General features: G+C 45.8%; 16 protein-coding genes. 3 read left to right on the top strand and 13 right to left on the bottom strand.

All coding sequences use genetic code 11. The features are described from left to right. Positions 1–76: 76 nt before the first annotated feature. The 10 genes from V7S65_RS31965 to V7S65_RS31920 form a co-directional block, all read right to left on the bottom strand. Positions 77–3,415, bottom strand: coding sequence for a TonB-dependent receptor (locus tag V7S65_RS31965; RefSeq protein WP_336389566.1), 3,339 nt, complete (start codon positions 3,413–3,415; stop codon positions 77–79). A gap of 21 nt (positions 3,416–3,436) precedes the next feature. Then, entirely contained in the window at positions 3,437–4,384 is a 948-nt protein-coding gene (locus tag V7S65_RS31960) for a fasciclin domain-containing protein (RefSeq protein WP_336389567.1), read from the bottom strand. A gap of 24 nt (positions 4,385–4,408) precedes the next feature. Continuing rightward, positions 4,409–5,431, bottom strand: a complete 1,023-nt coding sequence (locus tag V7S65_RS31955) for a fasciclin domain-containing protein (RefSeq protein ID WP_336389568.1) — start codon at positions 5,429–5,431, stop codon at positions 4,409–4,411. A gap of 14 nt (positions 5,432–5,445) precedes the next feature. Beyond that, entirely contained in the window at positions 5,446–6,702 is a 1,257-nt protein-coding gene (locus V7S65_RS31950) for a fasciclin domain-containing protein (protein ID WP_336389569.1), read from the bottom strand. Between the two features lie 65 nt (positions 6,703–6,767). Further along, positions 6,768–7,790, bottom strand: coding sequence for a fasciclin domain-containing protein (locus V7S65_RS31945; RefSeq protein ID WP_336389570.1), 1,023 nt, complete (start codon positions 7,788–7,790; stop codon positions 6,768–6,770). Positions 7,791–7,808: 18 nt separating this feature from the next. Further along, positions 7,809–9,071, bottom strand: a complete 1,263-nt coding sequence (locus tag V7S65_RS31940) for a hypothetical protein (protein ID WP_336389571.1) — start codon at positions 9,069–9,071, stop codon at positions 7,809–7,811. 8 nt (positions 9,072–9,079) lie between these two features. Continuing rightward, positions 9,080–10,876 (bottom strand): hypothetical protein, encoded by a 1,797-nt coding sequence (locus V7S65_RS31935; protein ID WP_336389572.1) that lies wholly within the window; start codon positions 10,874–10,876, stop codon positions 9,080–9,082. Positions 10,877–10,900: 24 nt separating this feature from the next. Continuing rightward, positions 10,901–14,308 (bottom strand): TonB-dependent receptor, encoded by a 3,408-nt coding sequence (locus V7S65_RS31930; RefSeq protein ID WP_336389573.1) that lies wholly within the window; start codon positions 14,306–14,308, stop codon positions 10,901–10,903. An 85-nt stretch (positions 14,309–14,393) separates the two neighbouring features. Then, positions 14,394–15,383: a FecR family protein gene (locus V7S65_RS31925; protein ID WP_336389574.1), complete on the bottom strand. Its 990-nt coding sequence runs from the start codon at positions 15,381–15,383 to the stop codon at positions 14,394–14,396. A 95-nt stretch (positions 15,384–15,478) separates the two neighbouring features. Beyond that, positions 15,479–16,051, bottom strand: a complete 573-nt coding sequence (locus tag V7S65_RS31920; protein ID WP_336389575.1) for an RNA polymerase sigma factor — start codon at positions 16,049–16,051, stop codon at positions 15,479–15,481. A gap of 180 nt (positions 16,052–16,231) precedes the next feature. Between V7S65_RS31920 and V7S65_RS31915 the strand changes: the two genes are divergently transcribed. Further along, entirely contained in the window at positions 16,232–17,041 is an 810-nt protein-coding gene (locus tag V7S65_RS31915) for a class I SAM-dependent methyltransferase (protein ID WP_336389576.1), read from the top strand. Between the two features lie 7 nt (positions 17,042–17,048). Here V7S65_RS31915 and V7S65_RS31910 read toward each other — a convergent pair whose 3' ends face one another. The 3 genes from V7S65_RS31910 to V7S65_RS31900 are packed head-to-tail and all read right to left on the bottom strand — an operon-like array spanning position 17,049 to position 18,695. Continuing rightward, a complete protein-coding gene (locus V7S65_RS31910) occupies positions 17,049–17,681 on the bottom strand; it encodes an ankyrin repeat domain-containing protein (protein WP_336389577.1) in 633 nt (210 codons plus the stop codon). 17 nt (positions 17,682–17,698) lie between these two features. Further along, positions 17,699–18,454, bottom strand: a complete 756-nt coding sequence (locus V7S65_RS31905) for a DUF2314 domain-containing protein (RefSeq protein ID WP_336389578.1) — start codon at positions 18,452–18,454, stop codon at positions 17,699–17,701. Between the two features lie 49 nt (positions 18,455–18,503). Beyond that, complete coding sequence (locus V7S65_RS31900) at positions 18,504–18,695, bottom strand: hypothetical protein (protein ID WP_336389579.1); 192 nt, start codon at positions 18,693–18,695, stop codon at positions 18,504–18,506. Positions 18,696–18,975: 280 nt separating this feature from the next. Between V7S65_RS31900 and V7S65_RS31895 the strand changes: the two genes are divergently transcribed. Further along, positions 18,976–19,998 carry an SDR family NAD(P)-dependent oxidoreductase gene (locus V7S65_RS31895; RefSeq protein ID WP_336389580.1) on the top strand — a complete coding sequence of 341 codons (1,023 nt, stop codon included), beginning with the start codon at positions 18,976–18,978 and terminating at the stop codon, positions 19,996–19,998. Positions 19,999–20,069: 71 nt separating this feature from the next. After that, positions 20,070–20,879, top strand: coding sequence for an AraC family transcriptional regulator (locus V7S65_RS31890; protein ID WP_111579729.1), 810 nt, complete (start codon positions 20,070–20,072; stop codon positions 20,877–20,879). Positions 20,880–20,987 lie beyond the last annotated feature (108 nt).

The raw sequence follows: 20,987 nt of genomic DNA, 5'->3' as shown, positions 1-20,987 counted from the left end.
ACCGGGTGTATCTATTTTCGGCTCCAAAAAAAAGCGCGACACAATCCTGAATTGTGTCGCGCCGGTGTTTACAATACTATAAACTATATCGCAATCCCAGTTGCATCTGCCAACGCGATGCCAAAGGGTCAATTGAATACGGTTTACCCGGATCTTTAAACTGGTAAAGCGGATACCCCTGTGAGCTACGCGCCGGAATATAAGGCTGCAAACCTATACTGGCGGTGGAATTGTAGGTATTGGGTGAGAAGTAAGACCACCCCCATTCGCTGTTGATTAGATTGGTGAAGTTCATGATGTCTGCGGAAAGTGTAATAGTATGACGGTCTTTTAATGGCCGCTCTTTAAACAGGTGGAGTTCCTGGGCGATGTGCAGGTCGGCATTTACATTCCAGGGTGTTCTGCCTGTATTGCGTTCTGTAAAATCACCTCTGCGCGAACTTAAATATTTGTTGTTATCGATGAAATGATCAAAGGCCGCGGCCTGCTCCTGCGCGGTGCTGATGACAGTATTCCCATCGGCGGCATACCGGGTGGCAAAGAAGTTGACCGTTTCTCCCTTTGCGGGTATATAAGCCAGGGCAATCTGCTGCGGCGTATTCTGCGGGGTATAATTGACAAAGCCATAGGTAAACGGGCTCCCCGATTGTGCAGAAAAGAATATGGAGATCACACTACGCCATCTGTCGGACCAGCTCCGCTCATACCCTGTCATGGCAATGATCCTGTGCCTGATGTCGAAATTGGATAAGGCAAGGGCGGGATCATTGGGATTCAGCGCCTGGTTCAGCTGCCAGTTCGATTCCATAGAGTTACGGATACCATTGGAAATGTCTTTCGATTTTCCGTAGGTATAGGCTGCGGAGAAATGAAAACCATTGCTGAACCGCCTGCTGATTTTACCGGTGAGACTATACCTGAAACCTTTTGTAGTATTGGTAAGCAGATATCCGTTAGCCAAACGCGGATCAACACTTCCTGCATAAACAGGTTGCTTTCTGAGATGCAGCGCAGTATCATACGCATAATACGTAGGATTATCCCGCAGGTTAATCTGTATAAATTTCACATCCCGGATCGTTTTGGTATAGATACCCTCAAATGAATAGTTGAACCCATGCTGGTCGGTATAATCTATTGCAAGACTACTCCTCGCCACAGACGGCATCACGAAATTATTGTCGATCACATCGATCTGTGTTTGACCGGCATTGGGATCATTTACCACCCTGCCCTGTTGGTGGGCAAAGGCGGCTATACCATCGTACGGACTATTCGCCGGCCGTAGTAAAGGATCGGTACCTGGTTGGAAAGGATTAGGCGGAACACCGTTGGTACGCAGATCGATGGAACCAAAAGAATTACCGGTATTGTAATAGGCATACCCCAGCCACGCCAAAGGAATACGACCTGTAAAAACACCTACGCCACCCCGCAGCACAAGTGTGCGGCTTTCATTCAGATCAGCCCTGAAACCAATGCGTGGCGAAACCTGCGGCCGGGATAAATATTTTTGATTGATGTTACTCATCGGCGTATACGTATAGGTGGTTCCAAAATAGGGATCATGAAAAGCCTCCCGGGTCCGGTTACTCAGGGGCGCTTTATCGGGAATATTAGCCCAATCGATCCGGACACCCGGCATTACTTTAAACCTGGGAGAGATCCTGATCTCATCCTGTACATATGCACTGAGGAAATTAACACGGAAACTGGCTGGTGGGTGGTTATACAGGTATTCCCTGCTGTTATTAAAATAATTAAAATTCCCCTGCACTCTTTGCGGATTGTTGGACAGGAAGTCTTCAATACTTTGATAGGTTACCCTGCCATTCCAGCTGTTCACAAATCCATAACTGATATTATAGAACTCATTATGCGTACCAACGGTGAGTGTATGTTTCCCCATTCTAACCGTTACATTATCTGTAAACTCAAAAGTTTTTTGCTTCAGGTTAAAGATAGATGCTTCCCTGTCGGTGCCAAAGAAAATAGTGGTTCCCGGTGTACGCCCGACAATTTGCACCTGCGGAAAATCGGCCCTGCTACCAGGTTCACGGTAATCGTGAATATTGGTATATCCCACAATCAGGTTATTGGAGATCCGGTTATCGATGCGGGATTTCAGATCGAGCACCGTGGAAGACTGGTTATTAATCTGCCGGAATCCAATGCTGGAAAAGCGGAAATTGAACTGATCCCTTTCCATATTCATGGCCTCCGACAGCACGGTGTTGTTGCGGATCACCAATTGATGGCGGCTGTTGATGTTCCAGTCCAACCGGTTGAAGAGTTTTTTTGAACGTGCAAAAGTATTGTACAACTGATGCTCGCCGGGATCAAAATCGTAGGTACTTTTGGAATGTTGCACAATTTGCGTAGCATCTTCCAGACTTAAAATATTATCCGATCCTTTACTGCCCGCTACCTGCTGAACGGGTTCTTTTCTGTCTGTCATTTCCACATTGGTAAAAAAGAACAGTTTATCCTTCACAACAGGAAATCCTACCCGGGCGCCTGTTTGCAGATCATAGAAAGAAGAGGGCAGTTCTTTGCTGAGTTCCGTTTTGGTTCTGTCGGGCCCCACCAGTGAGGCATTCCGGCCATAAATATAAACGGAGCCATGTACTTCATTGGTACCCGATCTTGTAACTGCATTGATGCTGCCGCCGGTAAAATTACCAATTTTGATATCGAAGGGAGAAAGGTATACCTGCATTTCCTCGATGGCATCGAGGGAAATGGGATTGGTCCTGGTAGAGCTGCCGGGCATATTGGAAGTACCTGTTTGTCCACCTGCCGATGGACTGAATCCAATAGCGTCGTTGTTAATGGCGCCGTCGAGCGTAACATTATTGTAGCGGAAATTGGTACCGGCAAAACTGTTGTCTTTCGTCGACTGCGGCACTACCCTTGTAATGTCGGTGATGCTACGCGAAATGGTTGGCATGGATTGCACTATCTGGCGGTTGATCTGTTCTTCCGAACCGATTTGCCGCTTCTTTGTGCCACCGGATGCGGTAACCGTTACTGCGGTCAGCGACACGGTAGCTTCCTGTAATTGCAGGGATACTACCTGTGCATCTCCCAATGAAATCTTCTGAAGCGTAGTATCTGTTTTCTTCATACCCACATGGGTTACTTCCAGGTGATACGGACCTCCTGGTTTGAGATTGCTGAAATAGAAATGGCCGTCTTTAAGCGTAGAAAGATAATAACGGGTAGCCGATGGCACGTGCGTAAGCATTACCGCTGCTGCTTCCAATCCTTTTTTCCCGGGACCGTTAACCCAACCTTCCAATGCGCCGCCTGTTTCCTGCGCCCGGAGAGCAGGTGCATAAAATAAAGACAGGATACATACAATGAGCGCAAGATGCTTTGATGCTTTATTCCTGGAAGAAAATATCTTTTTCATTATGTAATGAGGATTATAAAATCAAGGTAAAATAACCTGATCGATCAGGTGGGCAACACCATTGGATGCTTTGATATTGGCTTGTACAATTTTGGGATAAATAACATTATGCCCTACCTGCAGAACAGCTGATCCGGGTTGGAGCATACCATTCATGAAATAATCGGGCGTGAAAAGATAATCCCTGAAAATATGCGCTCTCATCAGGCTCCTGATATCCTCGATGCGCATCTGTTGTATATCTTCCAGACCATTATATCCCAGCGTATGAAAAGCAGCATCGGTAGGACATAGTACTGTAGATGTCATCCATGCTCCTTCGGGGATTCCTGATTCGAGCAGTTGTTTATAATTTAATTGGGGTGAGGTTTGTCCCGGTGGCGGTGCCGTGCGTTCAATAGCAGCAGCCAGCATCGTCAGGTTTTTGTTTCCTTTAATCGTTTCCCATAAGGTGGCTGTTCCCGGAAATACTACGTTTTCCATTTTATGTACTACCCCGTCGCCCAGGTCAGTGCTCTGTATGGCGCCGGTACCATTCAGAAAAAGACCGTAATAATTACGGGCAAGAATGGGCTTAAACGTGCTATCCAGGCAACGTGCGCTTAATTTATAAAATCCTGCTACAGTGGCGCTGCCCAGTCTGCCGGTTAAAATCTGGCCGTAGATAATTTTCCTTAAAGCATCTTTATCAAAATGACGGATGGCCTCTACAGTCATTCCTACCCGGGTAAAGGCAGCATCTGTAGGCGCAAAAAAACTAAACGGTCCTTTTTGCAGATAGGAAGTATCTGCGCCGAGGTCAATACGGTTCAACGCAGCATTAAAACAGGAAAGTTCAGGGTCGGCCGCAATATATTCAACGCAGGTCTGTTTGGATGTATTTACCTCCTTATTCACAGGTTCTTTCGAACAACCGGACCATTGCAGGGAAATGATCACTAAAGCGGCGTTGCGTATCTTTTTAAACATATTATTTTGTTTTGTCGGATCGGATTATGGAAGAAGTATGTTATCGATATGATGTACTACACCATTGCCCGCCGGAAAATTGGCGTGATTAAAATATTCACCGTTCAACCGGTATATCCTCGCAGGTGTGCTATTATTATTACCTGAGAAAGTGGTGGAATTATACGTTTGCACATCTCCTCCTATCATTATTTTCTCCCCGTTCAGTGTAGTAAGCGAACGATTGACGGAAGTATCCGCCTGGCGATGGACCCTGTCAAGAAAGCTTTTCCCTGGCAGCAAATGATACCTGATCAACGCCATCAGTTCTGCCGGGTTGGCGGCAATAATGCTGTCGGGGGTAGTTAGATTAAGTCCGGGTTTAATGGCGCCATACAGCCGCATTGCCTTGTTCACAGGGGCTATTACGGTATATTCACCTGTTTGCAGCAAAGGCATCAATCCACTACGTTGTATTGCCAGCGCAAAAAGGGTAAGTGTGGTATCTCCCAGCAGGAAGTCCGGGATATTGCTCACGCTCTCCGGTTGCATTACCTGGGTAAGCACCTGGAGATATCCATTGGCGGCCTTTACATCAACCTGCGATACTTCAGCTCCGTTTACCCGTGTAACGGTATCCGTTCCCTGTAAATAGCGGCTTACATATATCTTATGCCCGCTGCCCGACAATATGGGTTGATTATCCCCCAACGGCATCACCCGGAATGGATGGGGGCCAGGCAGCGTTCCGTAAATAGCCATCGCGGTGCACCAGTCCTTGCCATATTGGGGAGAAGGAAAATTCGATAGTACCAGTCCCAGTGTCAGGAAAGCATTGTTGTCCGGCGCCAGGAAAGTAGATGCAGTGTTTTCTTTCAGCACCATCGTTTGCCCGGAGTAAACGAGCAGTTTATTGCAAACAGTGAAATTGAAATTATCTTCCAGTATATAACCGATCCGGCTTCTGTCTACTTCTTCCCTACCGGTTGAAACAGGATCTTTACTGCATCCCGGCAACAGCTGCACAAAAAGCAGCGCCGCCAACCATTGTAATTTCCGAGGCATCATAAAAAACTTATTTCTTAATTGAAAGGATAAAAGAGTTTACCAACCTTATAAATCACGCCATTGTCGAGGTTATAATTATTAACCGGCTTCAATGGATCGGCATCCCGTGGTATCATTATTTTTTCGGAATTACTGCGCCATTGTACATAGGCAATCCCATTACTGGCAGAGAACTGCAGATCGTACGGATACTTTATATAAGACGCAATCCCCCCATAAATAACACGGGTCATCCTGTTGAAGATGCCGTTATTGATCTTTCCTTTTAGCAGATCACTGTATAAAATCCGGACCGGATACTTCGATGCTGGATCGCCAGCGGAGCTTGGCAATATGTTTTGTGCCAGCAATGTATCTAAGGAAGAGAACCGGTAGGTGAACATCACTTCACTGTAATCATCACTTGTCCAGGCGGTCACACCAAAGGGATACCTGTATGCAAATGCTCTCAGATCATCAATGGAATGGAACCCGGCATCGTTGAATGCCTGATTGGTAGGCGCCAGTACTGCCGGCGTAGCTCTTGAATAGATAGATCCATCCACGGAATTTGTTTTCCGGTCCGAAAACAGGGGTATGTCAACAGGAGGGGAAAGAATATCAAAAAAGAGATTCCCATCGAAATAAGCTTCGCTTTTCTTGATGCTGTCCAGGAGAATAGTGGCATCCCGGTACATGCTCAATTCAGGATCAGTTTGAATAACGTCCCAGATTGTTTTGCTTTCATCCACCGGTGCGGAGCTGATCAATTTACCAACCGGGTAAATAAAACCATTGGAGCAGCTAACGGGCGGTGTATTGTCGGCCACTGCATAACTATTGAGATACAACCCGTCTCCTTTCTGTACGGATAAGTAAGCCGTCTTTACAATAAACTTCTGCTGCGGAACAAGGATGGTATCTATCTTCAGGGTGGGTAGGAAAGCTGCTACCGGCAAACCTTCAAACGCGGCGTTATCGTAAGTGCCTGGCAAAATATGATAGCCAACAATTTTCCGCAGGGAATCCGGCGAAAGCTGCCGGATCTTATCTGCCGTTAATCCTGCCGACTCCATCGCCCTGTTTCCCGGCGCAAAAAGGGTGTACATGTTATTGGTATCCAGCATACCGGCATATCCTGCCCTGCTCAGCGCCTGGTAAAAAAGCCCCAGTGAATCCACTCCTTCGAGCGCTTTTTTTAAATTTCCCTTGTCAAACTTTAGCGAAGTGGATGGCTGAATAAGAGAGTCGGATGGTTTGATACAGCCGGCTGCCATTATTATGAGGCCCATGCAAAGTATTATTGCGGCCCGTTTGTTTATTATATCTTTCAGGTGCATACCATGTGTGGTTAAGATTATCGAATCCGGGCGCTGTCGGGTATTACCGGCAGCTGGTTCACCCGGTGAACAACGCCATTAACTGCCAGCTGACCGGGGTTGTTATAGGAAAGATCGAACCAGTCGCCATAAAAAATATTGCGTAAACTGAATTCAGGATCACGGTAATTAAGCGGCAGCACTTTGATGCGGATACCTTCCCCTGAAGATGCAGTCTGGAAGGAAAGCAATACATCTTCCTTTAGAAAAGGTCCGGCCGGAGGCGCCATTCTCACATCACGGATAAAAAAGAAAGCAGGACTAAGCACATAACTGCCGAATACCAGCTTTTTATAATCGGCCACCTGCATATCATCAATGGCAGTTACATCCCAGTTATGTAAGGCAAAGGCTTCGTTGGTAGGAGCCAGTATTACACATGGCTTCCGCGTTTTCAGCTCCTCCCAGTAACCGAATTTCTTCAACCCGGCCACCAGGCAACTATAGTCAGGATTATGCTCCAGGATAGTCTGAACAGAACTGGCGGGAATGGTCAACGCATACTGCAGTGCATGAATGACACCATTCCGTGCATAGATATTCTTTTTAACTACCGCAATGCCATTCACGTATAAATTTGTGTCCAGCGCTGTGGTGGAAGTATACAGCGTATCATGGGCCAAAGTGCCATAAGGAAAGTTCAGTGCCTGTGGAATACCCGTGCTGCTTATCTTTCCTGGTATTACATGGTACAGGACCATTTTCCGTAAATCATCCGGATTCATCCGCTGCAAACTGTCGGGTGTAATACCGGACAGACCAAAGGCGCCATTATCCGGAGCCATTATCGTATAGCCACCGCTTTCATTGTCCAGTAACGTATCTACTCCTGCTCTTCTCATTGCTTCATAAAACAGGCTGAAGGAAAAGTTATTGGTAAGCAGGCTTCTCAAACTGGCTGCAGTACTATCGGGAGGTGTTGTTGCTATTGGTTCCTTTTTGATACACCCTGCTGTTAACAGCAAGCATAAGGAAACAATGTATCTGATATAATTTCGCATCGTTTTCTTCATTATTTTTTACTGGGGAATCTGGTTAAATCCTCGTTGCACCTGCATCATGTAAATCCTGTCGTATATTATTTCCATGATATTGAGGGTGGCGGATATGTGGTACTTATTCCCTGCACTGGTGATTAAGTTGAGATTGGGCGCCACGTTTATATTGATCGGCTGCGACAATCCGGAGAGAAAGGATTCATACCGGTAGGTGTTATAAACAGCCGGATTCGCCGTGTACTGTACCACCGTGGTTATTTTTCCTGGCCTGTCGCCATCTCCGAAAGTAAATTCAGCAAAAGGCAATGTATGAGGCGCCCTGAAATCTGTAGCTAAAAGATCTACCCTGTAATAATTGCGCAACGTATCTTTCTCAAAAAAATACTCCCTCGGCAGCAATGGCAGCATCATATAGTTGATATCCGTATCCATTTTCTTCGTCAGCGTGGCGTAGTAATTATCGTTGTAACCCGGCAGCGTTACATAGTTGACGCTCCCCGGTCTTTCCTGCACCTTATAACTGTACTTTATACTCACTTTTTCAGGAAAGCTGGAAGTAAAGAAAAGCTCTGCCAACTTAGGCATCACACCAGATAGGTTGGTAAATCCAATATAAATTTTGTCTTCTTCAAACGCCTGGTGAATGAACTGTTCTTTTCTTACATACAATCCAAACTGGTTCTTATCCAGGTCACGGCTGAGGATCTGTAACGTGTATACTTCATCCTTTTGGAAATCCACTATCGTATCTACTAATACCTGGCTTCTTATTTCCTTCGACAGGTTTGGAAAGGCAATACTATTCCGGGGGCGGTTCACAAACACAATGCGGTGTTTTCCGGAAGGAATTTGTGCCCATGCCGAAAGATCAAATCCATTCATGGAAGTGGCCGTCAGCACATGCGCATTGCCCGGGTACTCAAAATTCAGCGGGGTGGTGCTGTATATTTTTCTTCCATTCTTGTCGATCACATATTGCCCTTCAGAGCTATTACCGGAATTGATAGGCCGCGAGGCGCTGTACAATTGCCTGGTGGTAAGAAAATCGCCCATAGTAGCAGCGTTAACAGGTATACCATCTGCATCTGTTTCGGGATCCATCAGGAAGGTAAAAAAAGAAGAAACAGCACCTCCCTGTAAAACATCCGGTGTAACAGATACGGAGTTGAACACCCTCATATAAGAAGGATTTTCTTCCAGGTCCAGCTCTTTGTATTTATAACAACCAGTCAGGAGTAATATCAGCGGTACTATAAAAAACAGGTATGCTATTTTGGTTCTCATGAATGCATTTATTTATTGTGTTTTATAACAATTATCCTGGCCGGAGCGCCGGCCTGCCCGCCCACTAGTGCCATCGTATAGATCCCGTTTTCTGCAGCTGGTTTCCTGTCGGGTCCCGAGTACATCCTATCGTTGGCCGTAAATGTGTTGATACAGGTAACTGGTGTAATGCCGGTGAGTAAAACGCCCGGTGATTGCCCGCCGGCCGTATTATTCACCCAGATCTTAGCGGGGAAGTTGCGATAGTCAACGCTCAAATCATGATTGGGGGTTCCATCCGCATTATACGCCATGATATTCTGGAGATCGTAGATAATGCTGCCGTTTTTTGGAGGGACAACACCTGGCGCCAGATTACGGTAAGCCGACGGAAAACGAAGGGTATCGGGATAAATATACTCGGGCAGGAAAAGCTGCCCGTTATTAGTGAAGGTGATGGAAGGTTGTTCGTTGCAGAAATTCATGAACCTGCTTTGCCAGGCATAAGTAAACCTGCGTCGCCGGCGGTCACCATCCGTACCGTCATCAGGTCCGAGGGCGCCTGTTACTTCAATACCGGTTTTGTAAATGGTATTGGTCATATCATTGGCCGTAAAAACAAGTTGCACTTTTCCGTCATTGCCGGCGTGCGCCCATATGGTATAGTTGTCGAAGGGATATAGCTGGAGCGTTGTTGCTGCCAGCGTATTACCCGCTTCATCCACCGCCTGGATAGTATGACTTCCCTGTATCACGGTATGATAGATAGCCGGAATGGCTTTATCCCGGAAGATGTTGCCGATATAATCGAGCGGGCCTTCACCTAATGGTACTCCATCTACCTTTATCGTAATCTTTTTCCCCGGGATCGTATTAATGGCATTCATCCTGGCGTAAGTGAGATTAACGCCGGGGTCCAGATCGGTAATGATCTGGTAAGCATTCCCCTTCTTCGACTCCCGGCTGGGCGTTCCGCCGCAAATGTAATCGTAGGTAAAAACACTGTTTATTACCATGACGGTATACACCCCGCCTGGCTTAAAGGTGACCACTGGCGGCATAAAACCTTCCTGTGGTAAGGTACCGGGTATACAATAGTTGAATGCCGGGAGGATATTGTCTGTCACCAGCTGTCTTTTAAAATCTGCTGCCCCTCCTGCTCCTGCGAATAATTTAAACTGGTAAGCGCCGTATGGCACTTCAGCATACCCGGAAGACGCACCGTTTGCAATGCCATTTAACTGTGGATCAACAGCGGTACCATCTGCAAAGGTGAGCGATACCGGACCGCCTGCATTAAATTCAGAATTCGGGTCGCCCAGGTTCACGATGCGGATCTTAAAATTTTGTGGATTGACCGGAGGCGTATTGTTGCGGGGAAAGCTGGTTATTTTTCCTGTAGGCAACAGATAAAAATCCATTGGATTCACCGGGTCGTTTTTTATCAAAGTATCTTTAAACGTTATCTCAGTACCGGTGGTAGGTAGGGAAAGATAGGCGCCACCGGATTTATCGAGTAATACCGTGGGTATAGAAAAGGAGGTGCTGTTTTTCCAGATACCACCAGGAAAGAGCTGTTTGCCGATGGCAGAAATATTCAGCTCTTCAGTGGGATTTGTACGTTGCATGGCCAGCACAATATTATTGACCACCACGCTCTGATCACGCTGACTGATATTGAATAAACGGATGTTGGAGTTGGTGAGGGTAAGCAGATTATCCTTTGGTATCGCCGGGGATGATTTTATTTTTGTACAGCCTGTTCCTATACTTAAAAAAAGCAGGAACAACAGGTATACGAAGCGACGTTGCTGATAACAGTACATGACACTTTTATTTTAGAATTGGTTTTATAAAATTTTATACGCAACACCTAATGAAAATTCCGAACCCCGTTTGTATTGCCGGTATACATATGTACTGCCATGATATTTACCATTATTACCTGCGTTGGTATATACCTGCCTATAGTAGGGGTCAAGCATGTTTTTAGCAAAACCTTTCACCTGGAAATACTTTCCTAACCGTTGTGAAAACACCAGATCCAGGATGGGTACCGGGCGGTCAAAGATATCCGGTGTGCCATCCAATTGTACCTGTACAAGTCTTGCCCCTACTATATTGAAATTGCAGGATATATTGGTTTGTGTTTTTGGATTATTGTAATCCAGCGCAGTATTGATGGAATAGGGCGCCTGTTCAAAAACCGGGCTGGTGGCCGGTGACCGGCGATCGTTGATGCGCGAGGCTTCCAGCCGCTGCGGGCTTTTATCAATCCTGCTCATTGCCAGCATGATGTTGGCATTAAAGAAAAGGTTTTTTAAAGAAGGCGTGACGAAACCCAGGTTACGGCGCCATTCAAATTCGGCTCCATATACCCGGCCTTCATTAGGGTCATTCTGGAAATTAATCAGCGGAAACTCCGGTGAGGTAGATAAATTACCCTGGGATTTATAGTTAAAAACTTTCTGCAGCTGATGCCGGATCGATTTGGAAAAAGCAGAAACAGCCAATACTTCATTCGGCGCTGTAAACCATTCCCAACGGAAGTCCATACTGTTGGTGAGTTGGTTTTGCAAACCCGGGTTACCCCCTACTACTGCAAACTGGAACGGGTCAAAGGAATAAATATTTGTTAGCTCGCGTAGTTCAGGTCTTGCCAGTGAAGTACTGTAAGCCAGTCTTACATTCATATTATCTCCTACTCCATAGGTGATGTTGGCGGAATAATAAGGTTTATAATCAACCCAATAACTTGAAAAAGGTTTGTCGGTCACATTCCTGATATTTTCGCCGGGCAAATTGGAAGCAAGGTCCAGCAACGGTGGCAGAAACACCTGGCTGGTATCTACACTGGCTTTGATCACGGTAGATTCGAAACGTACGCCACCGGCTACACGTAACCGGGAAGTGACACGTGAATCAACCAGGAAATAAAATGCCCTTGTTTCATATGAACCGGTGTAATTGTTGGGGGATTTTTTAATCTGATACAAAAATCCTCCAACCCGTGGCTGTCCTTCCTCATCGTAGGCGCCAGGATCTTTCATGCCTATATACCGTGTAGACACCAACTGGTTGATATCCCCTTTCACGGCGCCCAACAGATCACCGCCACCGCCCAGATTACTACCCGGTAATCCTAGTATATTCTCGCGGTAATCGCGTTCACGTCTCAGGAAGGCGCCTCCGATTTTGATTACCTGTTGCAGGCCGCGAACAAGAAACGGTTGGGTCAGATCTGCTTTCGCGTTATAGTTGTCTTCATTCAGCGTTCGGAACTGCCGGCCATTGGGATCTGCAACGATAGCGCTCGAATAGCTATCTCCCAGCCCATGTGTTAACCCGGTAACAAAAGCATACGTGTCTGAACCAATGCCGGCTCCATTCGGATTCATTTGCTGCACCGTTCTTAACTGCGCATAGTTGCTGGAGCGGAAATCAGGTTCGTCCTGTACAGTTTTGGAAGTACTGAGATTATAAGTAATGCGGGGCGACCATTCCCTGTTCAGGATTTTATGCTCGCCCTGTACGTTGTAAGTATCAAATGTGCGATAAGATAATTTTAGCTGATTGATGATATTGTATACCGGGAAATTAAGCCCGGTGTTTTTCCACTCACCGGTAAGGTTACTGGCAATTGCTTCCGCCCCGCGGCTGCCCACAAACTGGAATTGTACCACATGCCGGGGATTAAACTGGTAAGCCAGGCCAACCAGCCCGCCATAATTGATAGTACGCTTACCCGTGTTCTCATTGTAGCCAATATAATGGCCCAGTCGCGGGTACGCAGGTGTAATGAAATCCGGAATATGCAGTTGTTTGAAGATCTTGCTGGACCCGGTAACCACGCCCTGGTACAAACTGTACTGATTCCGTTCTCCATTATAAATGCCCTCATACCGCTGATAATAATTGGCACTCAGAATAAGCCCTAACTTATGCCCGTTGAAAACTTTGTAAGAGTCGCCAAATGAAATACTGTACAGCTGATTGGGTGTAGCATTTTTATAGCTGGTAGTAAGTACCGGATCCATGCCTTGCATGATGCCGTTGATACGCATGGATTCCTTTGCCAGCGCAGGATTGCCGCGGCTTTGGATAAACAGCTCCTGCATTTGTATCAAACCACCGGGGTATTGGTTCGACAGCTGTAAGAAATCGCCGGAGAGCGAGTGCGTTTTCACCTTCTGTCCGAGGAAGCCGACGTTATCGTTATAAAACCCGTTATACTGCCCGTTAAGACCAATGTTAGTATTAAACCCTATCTGGGCCGCTACCTCCAATGTCCGTTTAGTGGGAACGGATTTCGTTTTCAGTTCTACGATACCCGCCGCCGCATCGGCTGCCCTGTCGGGGGACAATGTTTTATAAACGGTGATATTGTCCAGCAAACCTGCCGGGATCAGATCGAGCGGAACGGTACTGCGGTCGGGGTCTGCAGAGGAGAGCCGGGCGCCATTTAATTCAGCAATAACGCTTCTGTCACCCAGGCCGCGGATAGCCACATACTTGTCGTCAGTGATCGATACACCGGTTACCCTTTGCAGCGCCTGCGTAGTGGTGATACTCGCCGTTCTTTCTATCTGCTGCGCAGAAATACCATCTGAAATAACAGCCGATTTTCTTCTCTCAGATAGCAGGGCGGCATCTGTATTGTGGTTTCGTATAGCGGACACCGTTACTTCACTAAGCCGGTTCTTCGATAATACGAGCTTAATATTCAGAAATGTATTATTGGTAGCCGGCACCTCCAGCCGGTCGTACCCCACGTGACTGATCAATAGCACGGTGTTACCACCATCTGTCTGAAGACTGAACATCCCTTTTTCATTGGAGGCCGTTCCCTTCCTGGAAGTTGCTATAGTAATAGTTGAACCGGGCAAAGGAAAACCATTTTCTGCATCGGTAATAAGGCCGCGAATGGTAAGGCTTCCATCTTCCAAACCATTTTTCTTCAGCTCGTTCTTCTTATCGATCTTTAAAATAATTTTAACCGGCGAAAAGACGCTGTATTCAATACCGGTTTGATCCCGGATAGCGTCCAGCGCGTCTTGCAGGGAAATAGCGAGTGTTTTGAATTTTACAGGTGCAGGTAATCTCTCTATGACCTCACTACCATAAGAGAAGCGTATATCCGTTTGTGCTTCGATAGTTTTTGTCAGTTCAGCCACTGTCAGTGCTGCTTTCTGCAGACGGACTTTTTGTTGCTGCGCCTGTGCAGGAAACCGTAACAGGAACATTACTGAAAAGAGCATAAGAATAAAATGCCGGGTAAATTTTCTGTGCCGCATTATGATTGTTTCTACAGTTTATATTGTTGGTTTTGTTTACCGGGAGCTTTTAATAGATGATAATATGCTGTCCGGTTACTTTGTAATTGCTTCCTAAAGTTTCAGAAAGGAGATGCATCACTTCCCGGATAGGTAATCCGGTTTCGAAACGCATGGTTACTTTTTCAGCCTTCCATTTGTCGCCTTCGATGGTAACAGGCATCTTATACCACTGGCTGATGGTTTGCAACATTTCCGGCAAAGGTGTTTGGTCGAAATAAAAATCACCGCTCCACCAGCTGCAGATACTGACGGCATTAACACTGTCCACTTTACTAACAGGACCTGCCCGCGATACATCAACACTCAACCGCTTATTTACAGTAAGCTCGGAAAGTTGACGGCCCTTATACAACACCGCCACCTTACCAGTGCTTACCACAACAGTGGGATGTTTGGGGGAAAGTGTATTTACTTCAAAAGAAGTTCCCAATACGCGGGTTTGCAGTTCTCCGGCTTCTACATAAAAGGGCGCGCTTTCATTTTGTTGTACGTCAAAAAATGCACGGCCGGTCACTTTTACCTTCCGGTCGGATTGATTGTAATTGTTGGGGATCTGTATCACAGTGCCGGGGAAAAGACAGACTTTTGATCCGTCCGGGAGTTGGTATTGGAATGCACGGCCCTCTTTTGCTGCTATGGAGATATAGGTAGATGCAGTATGATGATTTGCTGTGATATACTTAACGATAGCGGCAGCCATCACCAACAGCAACAGGGTGGCGGCTATCCTTACGGGATACTTTCTCTTTATGTGACTGAATAGCGCAACAATACCCCTGCGAGGCGGAGAAAGGGGGTTATTTCCTTCCGGAACATCGATGCCGGCCATGATGTTACCCCAGAAGTATTGCGCCAATTCTTCCCGTTTTAAAAGAGATAACCCGGTGGTGTCGTCTGTTGGGCGATCGAGCCAGTCCTCAATCCGTTTCTTTTCTTCATCCGACGCCCTGCCTGCCAGGTATTTATCGATCAAAATTTCCAGTTCAGATAGTTTCATATAGCTATGCTTACACATAAGCGTACAAAACGCAACATTTTAACTATCCGGGAAGTATTACGAAATTGTTAACAAGGGTAAAAGAAGGGAATTATCTACAGCTGACTAAGGAGTATTGCGGTCAGTACCGCCTCGCCCAGTCCTATTTTTACTTTTTTAATGGCGGTATTCAGCTGGTTACGCACACTTTGTTCTGAAAGTTGCAGTTGCAACGAAATTTCCCTGATCGAGAGGTTCTGCTCACGGGCCATCTTAAAAATCTCTTTCATCCTTTTGGGCAGCTTTTCCTCTTCATTTTTTACCAGCTGATCTATTTCCCTTGTTTCCATAGGAGTAAGCGGCTCTTCAAATGCCGGAAGAATGGTATGGATAAGTATTTCCTGCTTTTCCCTTGACTTTATTGCCCTGGAAATGAAGGAGAGTAATTCATAACGGGCGATGCTGAAAAGATAAGCCTCTACTGAGGATTGTATAGTAATCTGGTTTCGTTTGAGCCAGAAGGAGATGAAAATATTTTGTATTATATCCTTGGCGTCATCTTCGGCGTTGAGCTTTCTGTAAGCGAACAAATAAAGCTTTTCCCAGTACTTTCTGAACAAAAGGTTGAACGCTTGTACGTCATCCTGCTTCATTCGACGGAACAATTCAATTTCCTGATCAGCATCCATAAAAGCTTGGGTTTTGACGCACAAAGGTAATAAGGCGGTGATGACCCGCGGAGACTGCAATTTTATATAATTATTAAATCTGGGTAGTCCGGGTTGTGATCAATCAACTGTTGATCTGATAAATTAAAATGCTATTTTACTATCTAAAATCTTAACCTGCATCTGTTTAAAATAAAAATCATGAGTAAAGAAGTATATAAAATTACAGGCAACGACGCCTCCAACTATGAGGAACACCTGGGTCCCCTCATCTTTGAACCATCGGCCAAAGCGTTGCTGCCACATATTGTTACGCTTCCGGCACAATCTATCCTGGAAATAGCATCCGGCACCGGCAGGCTCACCAAACATCTCCGGGAGAGCTTCCCTGCATCTACCAGTATTACGGCTACAGATATTAACCCTGATATGCTGGAACTGGCGCAACAGCAATTGGGGCATTCTGCTATAACGTTTCAATTGGCCGATGCACAGGCATTACCCTTCGCGGATCAGTCTTTTGAACTCGTAGTGAACCAGTTCGGGTTAATGTTCCTGCCGGATAAGCAAGGCGGTGTAAACGAAGCATACCGTGTGCTGAAACCCGGTGGCCATTTTGTGTTCACCACCTGGGATCATACGGCCAGCATGGGATTATTTAAACTGCTGATCGACGAAATAATAATCCCCCTGTTTGAAGGAGAGGATACAAGCCGCTTCCATACGCCGTTCGCATTACATGATCCAAACCTGTTAAACACCTATCTTAAACAGGCCGGATTTGCCCATCATAAAGCAGTGTACCTGAAATTTAAAGGACATGCCAACTCACCCAAACATATTGTAACCAGTTATTTTCATCACCATCCCCTGGGCAGGCAGGTAAAAGAAAAAGCCCCGGCGGACTATGATCGCGTGGCCAATGAACTGGAGCAACAACTTATTCAACGGTTCGGACCAGGCGCTTTTGAATTTGAATTAAGCGCGCTTGCAGGAATCGGGCAAAAATAAGCCCCCGCTATTTTAACAGGTCGATTAACTCCGTATCCGTTTCATCAAGAAACTCCAATGGAGTGGTGCCCTCTATATTAGGAACCGTTTTATCAGCGCCGGCGGCCAGCAGCAGCCGCACGCATTCAACCTGGTGACGCCTGTTTTCCGCACCTCCATGTTTGAGCCCATGAACGGCCCATAAGAGCGGGGTGCCTTTAAAATCAACACATCGTTTGTGAATGTCTGCTTTTTCCCGGATCAGTCTTTCCACCAGCTTGTCACTTCCCACCCAGGCAGCCCAATGCAAAGCGGTTCCGCCATGACAGCCTGCATGATCAATAGCGGCGCCGTTTTCTATATACAAAATGCCTGTCTCCTCCGCATGCAAACTGGCAGCTGCAGTCAGCGGCGTATCCTGTCCATCGGTTAATTCATAGCCGTTGACGTTTGCCCCATGCGCTAAAAATATCCGGGCCATTTCCACCGCTTCTTTATCAGTATAGGTATGGGCAAATACGCCATCACAGATCCGGTGCAGCGGATGTGCCTTAGTAATGTTCTTTTCATCAAAAGGAATTCCTTCATTGGCCAGTGAAGGATTTTCAGTAAGCGCCCTTTTAATTCCCTCGTAATCTTTGTTGGTGATCAGTTCTTTCATGATAGTTTAAAATAAAGTTACTGAAGCAATGGCACCAGGTGTTCCCAACCTACCTGCTTTGCAAAATCCAATGCTGTTTTTCCATTACCGGTTTTAATAGCTTTATCCGCACCCAGCTGCAACAAAATTTCAACGGAACTCCTGTTACCTGATATTGTTTCCCTGTGTAAAAGCGTATACCCGGCTTCGTTCTGATTAGTTATTTCATCCGGATGTTCTTGTAGAAATTTTATCAGGCTATCCTTCATATTAATACTCATAGGGTGATCAATGAGATGCTCCGGGTGTTCCTTTTGTCCATAAACGAGCTGAATATTATGGTAGTCCCCAAAATTCAATCCCCAGGCCTCATCATGTTCCTTACGTTCCGCCTCCCCCATAGTGGACCTCAACTGCTGTATGGTAAATCCTCCATAGGTGTCTCCCTGGCTGCTAAATAACCAGTCACTGACCTGACTTAGTGGTACTTCAACAAAGTCGCCATTCTTAATATTTGTCAGCTCTGTTGGATCATTTATGAGCACACCGCTAATCATATCTCCATCAAATTCCACTTCATTAATCCACATATGCTCTACCGCAGGAGTTGTTTGATGTGCAACATTTTGCATGAAGGCTATTTTTACGCAAGCCAGATCCAATGCAGGAACAATTCTGCGATACTCCCAGGAAAGCTCTCTCCAGAAATACCTGAATGTTTCCTGGGCTTTATGAAAGGCTTTAATCATTTCCGGGTTATCCGATTCGGAATAAAAAATAGTTTTCTCGGTCATATTTAAAATATTAATGGATTCAATACTTAAAAAATCGTTTCTCCGATAGTTATTGGACGGCCTGCTTCTTCGTACCAACAGTATCCATCAGCTGAACGGAGTCTACTGGTGACTGAATAACTGTATCTTTCTGATATCCTTCAGGATTGGGTACCAGTTCGCGGCTTTCATCATGGCTTTCCGTACTATTGTAGCAGCTGCAGAAGCCGGTTAACGTTAGGGCTATCAACAATATTTTCATACTGCAATATAGGAAAAGATTGATTTGAACTAATTTCGCAAAAAGTTATATTACTGCCAATGGAATCCTTTCTTATCAATACGCTGCAACAATTGATACCCATTCGTTTGGATGGCCATCAGCTTCCTGTTTTTTGCGCTTCCTTTTATCACCGGGATCTGGGCAATTGTGTACTTATGCTGACATTCGGGAAATGACGTTTTAAACAAAGTACTTTGACGTTTTAAACAAAACGGTTTCGTCACGCGGTCACTAGCTTTGTCTCATAAAATTTAAAACTATGAATTTAAAAGACAATTATAGTGGCGCTCTTCAGCAACCCCTCCACTCCGGATTCAACGCTACCTCAACGGTGCATGATGTTATAAAAGGTATTGATCTTACCGGTAAAACAGCTATTGTTACCGGCGGTTATGCAGGTATAGGGCTTGAAACTGTGAAAACGTTTGTTGCCGCCGGGGCAAAAGTAACCGTGCCGGCCCGCGATATCCATAAAGCAGCCAATAATTTAAAAGGGATAGATAATGTAACCATCGACACAATGGATCTTATGGACCCGGCATCTATCGATGCTTTTGCAGAAAAATTCCTCACCACAAATGATACCCTCGATATACTGATTAATAACGCCGGCATTATGTGGGTGCCTTTACAGCGCGATAAACGGGGCTATGAATCACAACTTTCCACCAATCACTTAGGTCATTTTCAGTTAACGGCAAAACTCTGGCCTGCTTTGAAAAAGGCCCGTGGCGCGCGTGTGGTAAATGTATCTTCTTACGGTCACCAGATGGCGCCATTTGATTTCGAGGACCCCAATTTTACAAACCGGGCGTATGAAACATTGCAGGGCTATGGACAATCCAAAACTGCCAATAATCTTTTTGCAGTAGAACTGGACCATCGCGGCAAGGCTTTTGGCGTACGCGCTTTTTCCGTACATCCCGGATCGGTAAATGGAACCGACCTGGGTCGCGTTGCCCCAATGGCTTTGTTTCAGCAAATGGGCACACATGACGAAGCCGGGAATATACGACCGGAAGTGGCCGCCAAACTCAAAAGTATTGAACAGGGCGCTGCTACACAGGTATGGTGTGCCACCACCCCTCAATTAAATGATTTGGGCGGCGTATATTGCGAGGATGCCGACGTAGCCGTACTGGATGAAGGAAATATTGTACACAACTATAATGAACCATCGTCGCTGAGAGGCGTGCAACCTTACTCGGTTGATGCTGAAAATGCTAGGAAGCTGTGGGCGCTAACGGAAAAACTAACAGGCGTTGCGTTCCCTGTCAACTGATTAAAATCTTCTATCACAAGCCGAATTCATATATTCGGCTTATTTTCTTCCATAAATCTATCGTTCGAAAAATGGAATTTGAAACGAAATATATTACGCCGGATATTAAGCTGTCGGAGTTTAAAGGCAAGGGGTTCAAAACAGAAGTGATCTTTGAGCACCATATCCTGGTTTGGTTTATCTCAGGTGAAACAAAAATTATACAGGCCGATGCGACCTATACTTTCCATTCCGGCGATATTTTTCTCATTCCGCGTAACCAGCTGACCACTGTTATCAATTACCCGAAAGATGGCGCGCCGCACAAAGCGGTAGCCATGCATTTAACCAAAGAACGGCTGAAGGACTTTTATGCCAGGCATAAAGCAGTGGGCAGAATAGTATCTCATCCAAAAGTATATCGCTTCTCCAAACACCCGTTGCTGGAAAGTTGCCTTGCTTCGCTGATCCCCTATTTTGATCTTGGTGAAAACCTGCCGCCGGATATCGCCGCTATTAAAATTGAGGAAGCTATCAGTATCCTGAGGTCCATTGACAAAAGCGTGGATGGCTTGCTGGCCGACTTTGAAGAGCCGGGCAAAATAAATCTCTCCGACTTTATGGAGCGGCACTTTATGTTTAACATGACGATGGACCGCTTTGGCTACCTTACCGGCCGCAGTCTGGCTACTTTCAGAAGGGATTTTAAAAAGACGTATCATACCACACCGCAAAAATGGCTCACAGAAAAAAGGCTGCAACTGGCGCATTACGAGATGTCGGAGAAGAAGCGGAAGCCTATTGATGTTTATTTTGAAGTGGGCTTTGAAAACCTCTCCCATTTTTCAAGTGCATTTAAAAATTATTTCGGGTATCCGCCCAATTCCTTATTCAATAAATAGAACACTTCATTGACCTGCTGTTTTTCAGATTGTCCGTTTCCGGACACGCAGCGCCCGCGCATGAACAATTACAGAAAACAGTTATACATAAGTGATATATGTTGCATA

The organism is Chitinophaga sp. CCNWYY40 (assembly GCF_037483205.1).
Taxonomy (GTDB): domain Bacteria; phylum Bacteroidota; class Bacteroidia; order Chitinophagales; family Chitinophagaceae; genus Chitinophaga; species Chitinophaga ginsengisegetis.
The sequence above is the reverse complement of the archived record's forward strand: the minus strand, read 5'-3'. Positions and strand labels throughout refer to the sequence as shown.